The organism is Microbacterium sp. Ld4 (assembly GCF_045066555.1).
GTDB lineage: Bacteria > Actinomycetota > Actinomycetes > Actinomycetales > Microbacteriaceae > Microbacterium.
In genome coordinates, this window is the sequence record NZ_JBISHE010000008.1 from 1 (window position 1) to 11,953 (window position 11,953).

The following is an 11,953-nucleotide window of genomic DNA, read 5'->3' on the forward strand; positions in this document are numbered from 1 at the left end:
GCGCCGGACAGCGCCGCCCCCGGGGAGCCCGCGGCCCCCGCGACGCCGAATCTCCCCGAGCCTCCGGTTCCGACCGGTCCGGTGACCTTCCCCCAGGTGCGCGATGCATGGCCGGAAGTCCTCCGCCGCCTCGAAGACCTCAGTCGCACGTCGTGGATGATCGCGAGTGCGTCCCGGCCTGTCGCCTACAGCGACGACGACGTGCTGACGCTGTCGTTCCAGAGCCATGCCGACGTGCAGTCGTTCAAGAAGCTCACGGCGGGCAAGGGCCCGAGCGAAGACCTCCGCACCGCGGTGCGCTCAGTGCTCGGTGTGCGGGTGAAGTACCTCACCCGGCACGACACCGACCCCACCCCGCCGCCGCCCGGGGGAGTGGGCCACGACGCGCCCCCGCCGCCCGAGGACGACGACCCCGGCTACCCGGGCGATCCGGGATACCCCGGAGACCCGGGCGACCCCGGTCCCGCCGGCCCGCCGGCTCGCCCCGGCGCACCCTCGGCGTCTCGGCTGCCTGCAGCCCGCCCGCCGGCATCCGGCCCGGCCGCGCCGCGCACCTCGTCGGCTCCCGCATCGCACACTCCGGTCACCGAGTGGGCGGTCGCACCCATCCCCGGCGGCGACCCGGCGGCATCCGCGCTGGCCGTCGATGACGAGCCCGAAGACGTCGCACCGGTCGCCGTCCGCACCCTCACCGCGCCGCGCGAGGGCGAGGTCATCTCGGTCGATGCTCCCGAGCGGGACACCGACGACGATGACGTTCCGCCCCCGGTCGACGCCGACGCTCCGATCCCGGTGCGGATCGCCCCGGAGCCCGCGGCCCCGCCGGCACCGCCCGAGCGCTCCGCCGCGCGCGCTCCCGCCGAGCGGCCCGCCGCCGGCCGGGTGGGCATCGAACGCGTCGGAGAGGCGGCCGTCCGCCAGCTCCTCGGCGCCCGCTTCGTGCGCGAAGAGCCCTACACACCTCCGACGAGGTTCAACTGACCCATGTATGACGGCATCGTTCAAGACCTGATCGACGAGTTCGGCCGGCTTCCCGGCATCGGACCCAAGTCGGCCCAGCGCATCGCGTTCCACATCCTCCAGACACCCACCTTCGACGTGACTCGGCTCGCGCATCTGCTCGCCGAGTTGCGCGAGCGCGTGCGCTTCTGCGAGATCTGCGGCAACGTGTCGGAGCAGGACCAGTGCAGCATCTGCCGCGATCCGCGGCGCGACCGCAGCTTCATCTGCGTCGTCGAGGACGCGAAAGACGTGTCCGCGATCGAGCGGACCCGCGAGTTCCGCGGGCTGTACCACGTGCTCGGCGGGTCGATCAGCCCGATCGCCGGCATCGGCCCCGACGACCTCCGCATCACGCAGCTCATGCAGCGCCTCGCCGACGGCACCGTCACCGAGGTCATCCTCGCGACGAACCCGAACCTCGAAGGCGAAGCGACCGCGACGTATCTCAGCCGCCTGCTGCACACCCTCGAGATCAGCGTCACCCGCCTCGCCTCGGGCCTCCCCGTCGGAGGCGACCTGGAATACGCGGACGAAGTGACCCTCGGCCGTGCGTTCGAAGGGCGCCGCGCGGTCTGACGCGGGCTCCGATCAGGCCGGAGCGAACAGTTCCGGCTCCTGGGCGTATGTGCGCGCGAGCGCCGCGTCGATGTCGTCGGTGTCGATCGGGTACTCGTCGGTGATGCGCTCTTCGGCGTCGCCCCACGCCTCCTCGTCGCCGATGCCGTAGGTCTGCTCGTACTCGGCGTGGGCGCGTTCGATCGCGGATGCCGTCGACTCCAGGCCGAGGGTGCGATACCCCTCGATGATCGCGTCGATCGGATACTCCTCGTCGACGGCGTAGACCTCCACGGCGTACCAGAGGCCGCCGTTCTGGACGAGACCGTCGAACGTCAGGGCGTTCCGGAGGGCGATGTCGCCTGGGCGGGTGAGGACCTGGTCATAGTCGAGCGCGCGGTCCCAGATCTCGTCCGTCAGAGCAGCCATGGCTAGAGCCTAGGCGGGCCGGTCGCCCGCACGTGCGAAGCCTGCTGTCACACCCGAACCCGGGCACGGCTGCGGATGACCGACCCGAGCGACGCGCGCAGCGGTTGACCGAGGTAGATGCCGAGCGAGGCCCCGACCGCCAGGGCGATGCCGACCGTGCCTGCCGATGCGAGCGTGCTGAACCCCGTGAGCAGCACGAGCGGATTGTCGCCCGATTCGACGATGCCCAGCAGGCCCCGGAACACCGCCGCGCCGGGGACCATCGGCAAGATGGCGGCGGTGGTGACGGCGACCGACGGCACGTGCAGTCGATAGGCGACGACGATGCCCACGACGCTCCCGACGAAAGCCCCGACCCCGCTCGCCGCCGACACCTCGAACCCCACGGCCGAGGCGGTCACGTACCCCAGCCAGGCGACCAGGCTCAGCGTGACGCTGACCACGATGATCCGGAGTCCCGCGCCGTTGTACACGGTCACCGCCAGGGCGATGAGCGCGGCTCCCACGAACTGCACCGGGAGCGGGCCGAGCGGCAGCGACGCGCTCGGCGCGGTCATCCCGAGGCCGATGACGCGCGCGGTCTCGAGCCCGATGAGGATGCCGATGACGACGCCGAGCGTCTGGGTCATGAGCTCGAGGATCCGCCCCATCGCGGTCAGGGCGAAGCCGTCGATCGCATCCTGGGCGGCGCCGACCACCGTCAGTCCGGCGAGCATCAGCACGATGCCCGACGCGACGATCACGGACGGACGGATGCCGTCGGCGAACTCCCATCCCGTGAGACGGAGCAGCGGCGCGGCGGCCGCGACCAGCGTCAGGACGAACGCGCCGGCGATCTGGCTGAAGAAGAACGGCACGCGCACGCGGGCGAGGATCGATTGCGTGACGGCGGCCGCGCCGGCCGCGAAGAACGACAGGGCGATGACGAGAAGGTTGCCCCCGAACATCACCGCGACGCCCACGGCGAGGAGGGCCTGAGCCACCACGACGACGGGCGCCCGGTAGGCGAACGGCGTACGGCGGATCTCGCGGAACGCTGCGCCGGCCGCGTCGATCCCGAGGCCTGCGCGGATGTCGGTCACGAGGGCCTGAAGCCGCTGCAGTCGGGCGTGGTCGGGGGCCGAACCGCGGACCACCCGCATGAGGGTCACCGGGCGGTCGGCGCCGCTGCGGTGATGCGCGACGGTGATCGAGTTGTAGGTGACGTCGACGTGCACGGGGTCGAGCCCGAAGACGCCCGAGACCCGCACGATCGTCACCGTCACGTCGCTCGCGGACCCGCCGGCGACGAGCATCGTCTCGCCGATCCGGATCGCGAGGTCGAGGACGCGCACCGTGAAGGCGTCGTCCATGACGGGCAGGATCTCGGTTGCGGGAGCCGCCGCGTCGGAGCTGCGGACCATCGCCTGCAGCGACGTGAAGAAGGGACGACGGCGAGCCATCGGGCCAGCCTAGCCACGCGAGATGCGCCTTCGTCGCCGTCACATGGCGGCGTTCGCATGCGTGTCTCCTTAGGATGGGGGTTCGGGCGTGACCGCTGCCCGCCGGCCCGTACCGGCATCCCTCCTGGAGTGTTTCGACATGGCCCTGATCGTCCAGAAATACGGTGGTTCGTCCGTCGCCGACGCCGAGAGCATCCGACGGGTCGCGAAGCGCATCGTCGACGCGCGACGCTCCGGAAACGATGTCGTCGTCGCCGTCAGCGCGATGGGCGACACGACCGACGAGCTCCTCGACCTCGCCTCGCAGGTCTCCCCGCTGCCGGCTCCGCGCGAGCTCGACATGCTGCTCTCCAGCGGCGAGCGCATCTCGATGGCGCTGCTCGCGATGGCCATCAACTCGATGGGCTTCGAGGCTCGCTCGTTCACCGGCAGCCAGGCCGGCATGATCACCGACGGCACCCACGGTGCCGCCCGGATCGTCGACGTCACTCCGGTGCGCGTGCGGGAGGCCCTCGACGAGGGGGCCATCGTCATCGTCGCCGGCTTCCAGGGTTTCAGCCGCGACACCCGCGACATCACGACCCTCGGCCGTGGTGGGTCCGACACCACCGCCGTCGCTCTCGCCGCCGCGCTCCGTGCCGACGTCTGCGAGATCTACAGCGACGTCGACGGGATCTTCACCGCCGACCCGCGTGTGGTCCCGAAGGCGCGCAAGCTCGACACCGTCACTGCGGAGGAGATGCTCGAGCTCGCCGCGAACGGTGCGAAGGTCCTCTACATCCGTGCGGTCGAGTACGCTCGCCGCCACGGCGTCATGATCCATGCCCGCTCGACGTTCAGTTCGGGTGTCGGCACCTACGTCCTCGGGGCCGGGATGACCGCCCCCGATCATCAAGAGGGAGAAGAGATGGAAGAGCCCATCGTCACGGGTGTCGCCACCGATCTCAGCCAGGCGAAGATCACGGTCGTCGGCGTGCCCGACGTGCCGGGCAAAGCCGCCGACATCTTCAAGATCGTCGCCAAGTCGGGCGCGAACGTCGACATGATCGTGCAGAACGTCTCCGCTGCGGCGACCGGACGCACCGACATCTCGTTCACCCTTCCGAAGGCGGAGGCCTCGACGGCGTTGCGCGCTCTCGCGGGCGAGCAGGGCGAGGTGGGCTTCAGCAAGCTCGTCCACGACGATCAGATCGGCAAGCTCTCGGTCGTCGGCGCGGGCATGCGCACGCACTCGGGCGTCTCGGCGACCCTGTTCGAAGCGCTGTCGACGACCGGGGTGAACATCGAGATGATCTCGACCTCCGAGATCCGGATCTCGGTCGTCGTGCGTGGCGACGACCTCGCCGGAGCGGCGCGGGTCGTTCACACCGCCTACGGCCTCGACGGCGACACCGAAGCGGTCATCTACGCCGGCACCGGGCGCTGACGGTGGTGCAGCCGCGGCTGCACCCTGACCAGCTCGACGTCGGAGCGGACGACGTCCGGCGGCTGCTCGCCGACCAGTGCCCGCCTCGGGCGCTCGATCGGGTCGTCCCGGTGCGTTCGACCGGCACCGTCAACGCCGTCTTCCGTGTGGGCGACGACGCGCTCGCCCGCCTGCCGATCATGGCGGCGTGGAGCGACGTCGCGGCAGAGACGGCCACCCTGCGGGTCGTCGCGCCGCACCTGCCCGTGCGGGTTCCGCGGGTGCTGCACGTCGGCCGCCCCGATGCCGGCTACGGGCAGTCGTGGCTGCTGCTCGACTGGATCGAGGGGGATCCGGCGAGCCCGGGACACGGAGGCGCCGAGCTCGCAGACGACCTGGCCGCGTTCCTGCGCGCCCTGTGGACAATCCCGACAGCGGGCGCGCGGGCGGGGTACCGCGTGAGCCTCGAGCGGCACCGGGATGCCGTCGCGCACTCATTCGCGGAGGCGGACGGCATCCTCACCGATCACGGCATCGACGCTGCGACTCTCCGCGCGGTGTGGTCCGGCGCGCTGCAGGTCCCCGCGTGGAGCGATGCGCCGAGGTGGACGCACAGCGACCTGCTGGCGGGCAACGTCCTCCTCGACGGCGCCGGCCGGTTGTCGGCCGTGATCGATTGGGAGGCAGCCGGGGCCGGCGACCCTGCCTGCGATCTGATGAGTGCGTGGAGTCTGCTGGACGGGGCCGGGCGGGCGCGCCTCAGCTCCCTGCTCGAGCTCGACGAGGACGCGTGGCTGCGAGGGCGAGGGTGGGCGCTCGCTCAGGCGATCATCGCGCTGCCCTACTACCGCGAGACCCGTCCCGCGATCGCCGCCCACTCCCTGCATGTGCTCCGCGAGATCGTCGCGTCGTAGCGGCCTCTCAGCGGGCGGGCTGGCCGGAGAGCCATTCGGCGAATGTCGGCCCGAGGAGCCGCGCGCCGGGGCCGGGCAGTGCGAGCCCGGCGCGGAGTCCTCGCATCTGCGCTCCCGGGAGGGCGACGGAGAGCACCGGGCGGCGCCGGCCGGTGTGGCGCGCCCACGCGCGGATCATGTCGGAGAGCTGCTCTTCGCGCGGTCCGGCGATGTCTTCGCTCCTGCCCGCCGGAGCGCCGGCGGCGAGTTCGAGCAGGTGAGCGGCGACGGTCGCCGCCGCGATCGGCTGGGTCCGTGCGCGGGGCGCGAGCTGGATCGGTCCGACGGCGGCCTGCGCGGCGACCTGGCCGGCGAACTCGTGGAACTGCGTCGACCGGACGAGCGTCCAGGGCAGGCCGCTCTCGGCGTAAGCGTGCTCCTGCGCGACCTTCCCCGCGTAGTAGCCGTTCGGGTTGTCGTCGATGCCCACGATCGACAGCACGACGACATGGGGCGTCTCGGCGCGGCGGGCCGCCGACAGCAGCGTGGCGGAAGACCGGCGGAAGAACTCCACCGACGCCGCCGCGTTCAGGGTGCCGGTGCTGGCGGCGTCGATCACGACGTCGGCGCCGTCGACGGCGGCCTGGGCGCCCGCTCCGGTGATGAGGTCGACTCCCGTCGACCGTGCGATGACCGACACCGCGTGCCCGTCGGCCTGTGCCTGGGCGACGATGTGACGACCGACCGTGCCCGTTCCTCCTGCGACTGCGATCTTCATGGTTCACCTTTCCTCGGGTTCCCTCCTTTGACGACGCAGCCCACCAGAATGTGAGGTGGATGCCGGAACCCGCCGGCACCGGAGGGGGAGACGTGAGTCCGTCGACCGAGACCGTCCCCGGCGTCGACGCCCACCGCGGCGTGCTCCGAGGCGCCGCCTTCCGCATGCTCGGGACTGTCGCGGACGCCGACGACGCCGTGCAGGAAGCGTACGTCCGGTGGTTCCGGCTGGACGCCGCCGATCGGAGCGCCGTCGCCTCGCCGGGAGCCTGGCTCATGCGGGCGGTCGGCCGCATCTGCCTCGACATGCTCGGCTCTGCGCGTGCGCGCCGGGAGATCTACGTCGGCGAGTGGCTGCCCGAGCCGGTGCCGAGCGCCTCGCCTCTCGCCGCGATCGATCTCGATCCGCTGGCTCGTGTCATCGTCGGCGAGAGCGTCTCCACGGCTCTCCTGCTCGTGCTCGAGACACTGACCCCGGCGGAGCGGGTGGTCTTCGTGCTGCGAGAGGTGTTCGAGGTCCCGTTCTCGGAGATCGCCGAGGCGACGGGTCGTTCCGCCGCCGCATGTCGTCAGCTGGCGGCATCCGCTCGTCGGCACGTCGGCGCCCGCGCGGGCGGAGGCGTGAGCCGCCGTCGCCACGACGAGCTCGTCGCCGCGTTCGCGGCGGCATCGGCGACGGGGGAGCTCGCATCGCTCATCCGCGTCCTCGCCCCCGACGTCACGCTCCGCGCCGACGGCGGCGGCCGGATCTCGGCAGCTCGTCGTCCCGTGCACGGCGCCGATCACGTCGCGCGATTCCTGCAGGGCCTTGCGCGCAAGGAGCCGGAGGCGGAATACGCGCCGATGGTCACCGGCGACGGCGCCGGCTTCGTCATCCGCCTCGGCGGCGCGATCGCCGGGGTGGTGACCTTCGCGACGGATGCCGACCGCGTCACCGACGTGTGGATCATGCGGAACCCCGACAAACTCACGCTCTGGTCCTGACCGGGCTCGGCCGACATGGCAGGATGCCGCCGACCATCGTCGGTTGCGCGCTGCAACACGCCGCCGGGCCCCTGAGCCGCCGCGATAGAATCGCGAAAACCCGCCATCCGCTGCCCGTTTCGGGCTGTGTCGCCCTCGCCGCCGGTCCCGGTGCAGAGGGCTTCACCGCAACGCAAGGATCTGCCATGACCGTCATCTCCGATTCCGGACCCTCCGTCGCCATCGTCGGCGCCACCGGCCAGGTGGGCACGGTGATGCGCCAGATCCTCATCGAGCGCAGCTTCCCGATCGGAAGCCTGCGCTTGTTCGCGACGGCGCGCTCGGCGGGCTCGACGATCTCGTTCGACGGTCACGACATCGTGGTGGAGGACGTCGCGACCGCAGACCCGGCCGGGATCGACATCGCCCTCTTCTCGGCGGGCGCCACCGGATCACGCGCGCACGCTCCCCGTTTCGCGGACGCCGGCGCGGTCGTGATCGACAATTCCAGCGCCTGGCGCATGGACCCGGACGTCCCGCTCGTCGTCAGCGAAGTGAACCCCCACGCGATCGAGAATCTGCCGAAGGGCATCATCGCGAACCCCAACTGCACCACGATGGCGGCGATGCCGGTCCTGAAGCCCCTGCACCTCGAGAGCGGCCTCGTCCGTCTCATGGTCAGCACCTACCAGGCCGTCTCGGGCTCGGGTCTCGCCGGCGCCGAGGAGCTCCTCGGGCAGGTCGAGGGCGTGCTCGCCCAGGGGAACACGCTCGACCTCGTCCACGACGGCTCGGCGGCGGACTTCCCGGCACCGCAGAAGTACGTCGCCCCGATCGCCTTCAACGTGATCCCTCTCGCCGGGAGCCTCATGGAGGACGGTGAGGAGGAGACCGACGAGGAGAAGAAGCTCCGCAACGAGAGCCGCAAGATCCTCGAGCTGCCCGATCTTCGCGTCGCCGGAACCTGCGTGCGGGTGCCGGTCTTCACGGGGCACTCGCTGTCGATCCACGCGGAATTCACCCGCGACATCACGCCCGATCGTGCCCGTGAGGTGCTCGCGGCCGCGCCGGGTGTCGAGCTCGCGATCGTGCCGAACCCGCTCCACGCGGCAGGCAAGGACCCGAGCTACGTCGGCCGGATCCGCGCCGATCAGTCCGCCCCCGAGGGCAAGGGTCTCGTGCTGTTCATCAGCAACGACAACCTTCGCAAGGGTGCCGCCCTCAACGCGGTGCAGATCGCCGAGCTTGTCGCGGACCGTCTGCACGCCCGGGTCTGACCTTCCGCGTCCGGCGGCGGCGGCGGTCATGACTTGGCCGCGACGAAAGAATCGCGGAACTTCATCGGGCGAGTCGGCTCGACGCGGAGAATGCCCTCATAAGCGGGATAAACTGGGTGATCGTGACTACTGACACGTACGACGCCGTTCTCATCGGTGGCGGCATCATGAGCGCCACCCTGGGTACCCTCCTGAAGCAGCTCGAGCCGGACTGGAAGATCGCCGTGTTCGAGCGACTCTCCGAGGTCGCGCAGGAGTCGTCGAACGCCTGGAACAACGCCGGCACGGGTCACGCCGCGCTCTGCGAGCTGAACTACACCCCTGAGGCGAAGGACGGCTCGATCGACCCGTCGAAGGCTGTCGGGATCAACGAGCAGTTCCAGCAGTCCCGCCAGCTGTGGTCGGCGCTGATCGAGCAGGGCGTGCTCGATGAGCCCTCGACGTTCATCAACGCGACGCCGCACATGACCTTCGTACGCGGGGAGAAGGACGTCGCCTTCCTCAAGAAGCGCTACGAGGTGCTCAAGGAGCAGCCGCTGTTCGCCGGCATCGAGTACTCCGAGGACTCGCGGGTCATCAACGAGTGGGCGCCGCTGCTCATGCAGCACCGGCGCAAGGGCGAGCCCTTCGCCGCCACGCGCGTCCCCGCCGGGACCGATGTCGACTTCGGGTCGCTGACCCGCCAGCTCTTCTCCCACCTCGAAGAGCAGGGCGTCGAGGTCGCCGTCAACCGTGAGGTCCGCAACCTCACCCAGCGCAAGGACGGCAGCTGGAAGGTCGACTTCCGCAATCTGCTGGGCCGCACCCCGGGATCGATCGACGCGAAGTTCGTCTTCGTCGGCGCCGGCGGCTGGGCTATCAAGCTGCTGCAGCGCTCCGGCATCCCCGAGATCAAGGGATACGGCGTGTTCCCCATCGGTGGACAGTGGCTGAAGACCTCCAATCCCGACCTCGTCGCCCAGCACAAGGCGAAGGTCTACTCGCAGGCGTCGGTCGGCGCTCCGCCGATGTCCGTCCCGCACCTGGACACCCGCGTGGTCGACGGAGAGGCGTCGCTGCTGTTCGGTCCGTTCGCGACGTTCAGCCCGAAGTTCCTCAAGCAGGGTCGGGTGACCGACATCATCGCCCAGGTCCGCCCGGGCAACATCGTCACGATGCTCAAGGTCGCCGTCGACAACCCGGGTCTGATCAAGTACCTCGTGAGCGAGCTGCTCAAGAACCACGGCAAGAAGGTCGACTCCCTGCGCGACTTCGTCCCGAGCGCGCGCGACGAGGACTGGGAGCTGCTCCAGGCCGGTCAGCGTGCCCAGGTGATGAAGAAGGACCCGCAGAAGGGCCCGGTGCTCCAGTTCGGCACCGAGGTCGTCAGCTCGGCAGACGGGTCCATCGCCGGGCTCCTCGGCGCGTCGCCGGGAGCCTCGACGGGCGCGTCGATCATGCTCGGGCTCCTCCGCACCTGCTTCCCCGACCGCATCGCCGGCTGGGAGCCGACGCTGCGCTCGCTCATCCCCACGTACGGCGAGACGCTCAACACGGAGCCGGCCAAGGCCGAGCAGGTGCTGCAGAAGACGGCATCCGTGTTGCACATCAACGTCTGATCGACACGTGGCCAAACTGTACTTCCGCTACGGCGCGATGAACTCCGGGAAGTCGACGGCCCTGCTGCAGGCGGCGTACAACTACGAAGAGCGCGGTCAGCGCGTTCTGCTCGCCAAGCCCGAGATCGATACGAAGGGCGCCGATCAGATCTCCAGCCGGCTCGGTGTCGAGCGCACGGTGGACTTCCTGATCGGACCGGGCGACGACGCGCGGGCGCTGTTCGGCGCGGAGCGGGGTCGCGTGCGCCGCGAAGCCGCTGAGGCGCTGATCCCGGAGGAGCGGGCGGACGTCGCATGTCTCCTCGTCGATGAGGCGCAGTTCCTGACGCCCGAGCAGGCCGATGACATGCTCCGTATCGCCGTGAGCGACGACATCCCGGTCCTCGCCTACGGAATCCGCACCGACTTCCAGACCCGGGCTTTTCCGGGCTCAGCGCGGCTTATGGAGCTCGCCCACAGCCTGGAGGAGCTGAAGACGATCTGCCGGTGCGGCAGCAAGGCGCTCTTCAACGCACGCCTAGTCGGAGGCCGGTTCGTGTTCGACGGCGATCAGGTCGCCATCGACGAGCTGTCCGCGGAGCGCGTCACCTACGAGTCGATGTGCGCGAACTGCTACCTGCGCGAATCGGGTGGCCGGCTCCGCTGAGGCGCCGTGCCCGCACGGTCAGCGTGCGGGGAGCGTCGGGATGAGCTCGTCGAGGAACGCGGCGGTGTCTTCCCAGCCCTCGACGGCGTGGCATTCGACGCCCATGGCGAGCACGGGATAGTCGTTGCCGTTCTCGTCGAGACGGTCGCCCACGAACAGCATGTCCTCGAGGGGGATGCCGGTCTGCTCGGCCAGCTTGCGCATGCCGTAGGCCTTGTCGATGCCGCGGTGGGTGATGTCGACCGACGTCGAGCCTCCCGAACGCACCTCGAGGTCGGGGATGCGGGTGGCGACGGCCTCGCGCAGCGTGTTCTTCTTCTCGCCCGACGGATCCCAGGCCGTCTTCGCGTCGAGCGGCGCGCTCTGCCCGAGGGCGGAGAAGGTGATCTGCGAGCCGCGGTCTTCGAGGATGGGTCCCCAGGTCTCGGACTCCCAGACGCCGAGGCGACGGGCCTCCTCTTCGACGGCGGACAGGGCGCGGGCCTTCTCGTCCTCCGTCAGCGCGTGGGCGTAGACCGTGTCGACACCATCGGCGCTGAGGCGGTAGTACTGGGTGCCGCAGGTGGGCATGAGGTGGAAGTTCGCCAGGATGTCGGGCGTCGTCTGCGGAAGGCGTTCGACGACCTGTGCACGGAACTGCTGCAGCTGGCCACCCGAGATGATCGCGACCTGCACGCGCTCGGCGAGGGCGATCAGGAGGTCGCCGACTCGAGGATCGATCGCGCTCTTGGAGGGCGCCAGGGTGTCGTCGAGGTCGAAGGCGACGAGGCGGGGAGAGGTCATTGGGCGGGCTCCGTTTCGTGGAGTTCGAGCGACGGCCCCTCCGCATCCGGTCTTGCCGGGGAGGGATGAGAAAGGCCCCGCCGGATTCGGCGGAGCCTTTCTGCTGTCGGGGTGACAGGATTTGAACCTGCGGCCTCGTCGTCCCGAACGACGCGCGCTACCAAGCTGCGCCACACCCCGTGG

At 70.3% G+C, this 11,953-nt stretch carries 11 protein-coding genes, 1 tRNA gene and 1 pseudogene; 8 read left to right on the forward strand and 5 right to left on the reverse strand.

Annotated features, from left to right (window positions below; translation table 11 throughout):
* A pseudogene (locus ACJJV7_RS02965) lies at nt 1-981 on the forward strand (hypothetical protein); the annotation flags it as partial.
* A gap of 3 nt (nt 982-984) precedes the next feature.
* Nucleotides 985-1,578: a recombination mediator RecR gene (gene recR, locus ACJJV7_RS02970; protein ID WP_405372353.1), complete on the forward strand. Its 594-nt coding sequence runs from the start codon at nt 985-987 to the stop codon at nt 1,576-1,578.
* Nucleotides 1,579-1,590: 12 nt separating this feature from the next.
* On the opposite strand, the gene ACJJV7_RS02975 is transcribed toward recR, so the two are convergent.
* Both ACJJV7_RS02975 and ACJJV7_RS02980 read right to left on the reverse strand, forming a co-directional pair.
* Complete coding sequence (locus ACJJV7_RS02975; RefSeq protein ID WP_405372355.1) at nt 1,591-1,986, reverse strand: hypothetical protein; 396 nt, start codon at nt 1,984-1,986, stop codon at nt 1,591-1,593.
* Nucleotides 1,987-2,033: 47 nt separating this feature from the next.
* The gene (locus ACJJV7_RS02980; RefSeq protein WP_405372356.1) at nt 2,034-3,428 is read right to left on the reverse strand and encodes a threonine/serine exporter ThrE family protein; all 1,395 of its coding nucleotides are present in this window, start codon (nt 3,426-3,428) and stop codon (nt 2,034-2,036) included.
* Between the two features lie 139 nt (nt 3,429-3,567).
* On the opposite strand from ACJJV7_RS02980, the gene ACJJV7_RS02985 reads away from it, so the two are divergent.
* Both ACJJV7_RS02985 and ACJJV7_RS02990 read left to right on the forward strand, forming a co-directional pair.
* Nucleotides 3,568-4,854 carry an aspartate kinase gene (locus ACJJV7_RS02985; RefSeq protein ID WP_405372622.1) on the forward strand — a complete coding sequence of 429 codons (1,287 nt, stop codon included), beginning with the start codon at nt 3,568-3,570 and terminating at the stop codon, nt 4,852-4,854.
* A 2-nt stretch (nt 4,855-4,856) separates the two neighbouring features.
* Complete coding sequence (locus ACJJV7_RS02990; RefSeq protein ID WP_405372357.1) at nt 4,857-5,747, forward strand: aminoglycoside phosphotransferase family protein; 891 nt, start codon at nt 4,857-4,859, stop codon at nt 5,745-5,747.
* 7 nt (nt 5,748-5,754) lie between these two features.
* On the opposite strand, the gene ACJJV7_RS02995 is transcribed toward ACJJV7_RS02990, so the two are convergent.
* Nucleotides 5,755-6,504 carry an SDR family oxidoreductase gene (locus ACJJV7_RS02995; protein WP_405372358.1) on the reverse strand — a complete coding sequence of 250 codons (750 nt, stop codon included), beginning with the start codon at nt 6,502-6,504 and terminating at the stop codon, nt 5,755-5,757.
* A 59-nt stretch (nt 6,505-6,563) separates the two neighbouring features.
* Between ACJJV7_RS02995 and sigJ the strand changes: the two genes are divergently transcribed.
* From sigJ to ACJJV7_RS03015, 4 genes are all read left to right on the forward strand, one after another.
* On the forward strand, nt 6,564-7,487 hold the full coding sequence (gene sigJ / locus ACJJV7_RS03000) for an RNA polymerase sigma factor SigJ (protein WP_405372360.1): 924 nt from the start codon (nt 6,564-6,566) through the stop codon (nt 7,485-7,487).
* A gap of 185 nt (nt 7,488-7,672) precedes the next feature.
* Entirely contained in the window at nt 7,673-8,743 is a 1,071-nt protein-coding gene (locus ACJJV7_RS03005; RefSeq protein ID WP_405372362.1) for an aspartate-semialdehyde dehydrogenase, read from the forward strand.
* A gap of 122 nt (nt 8,744-8,865) precedes the next feature.
* Nucleotides 8,866-10,341 carry a malate:quinone oxidoreductase gene (locus tag ACJJV7_RS03010; RefSeq protein WP_405372364.1) on the forward strand — a complete coding sequence of 492 codons (1,476 nt, stop codon included), beginning with the start codon at nt 8,866-8,868 and terminating at the stop codon, nt 10,339-10,341.
* A 7-nt stretch (nt 10,342-10,348) separates the two neighbouring features.
* On the forward strand, nt 10,349-10,987 hold the full coding sequence (locus ACJJV7_RS03015) for a thymidine kinase (RefSeq protein ID WP_405372366.1): 639 nt from the start codon (nt 10,349-10,351) through the stop codon (nt 10,985-10,987).
* Nucleotides 10,988-11,005: 18 nt separating this feature from the next.
* Here the strand turns inward: ACJJV7_RS03015 and ACJJV7_RS03020 are convergent, their stop codons facing one another.
* Both ACJJV7_RS03020 and ACJJV7_RS03025 read right to left on the reverse strand, forming a co-directional pair.
* The gene (locus tag ACJJV7_RS03020; RefSeq protein WP_405372368.1) at nt 11,006-11,770 is read right to left on the reverse strand and encodes an HAD-IIB family hydrolase; all 765 of its coding nucleotides are present in this window, start codon (nt 11,768-11,770) and stop codon (nt 11,006-11,008) included.
* 106 nt (nt 11,771-11,876) lie between these two features.
* Nucleotides 11,877-11,950, reverse strand: a tRNA-Pro gene (locus tag ACJJV7_RS03025).
* Nucleotides 11,951-11,953 lie beyond the last annotated feature (3 nt).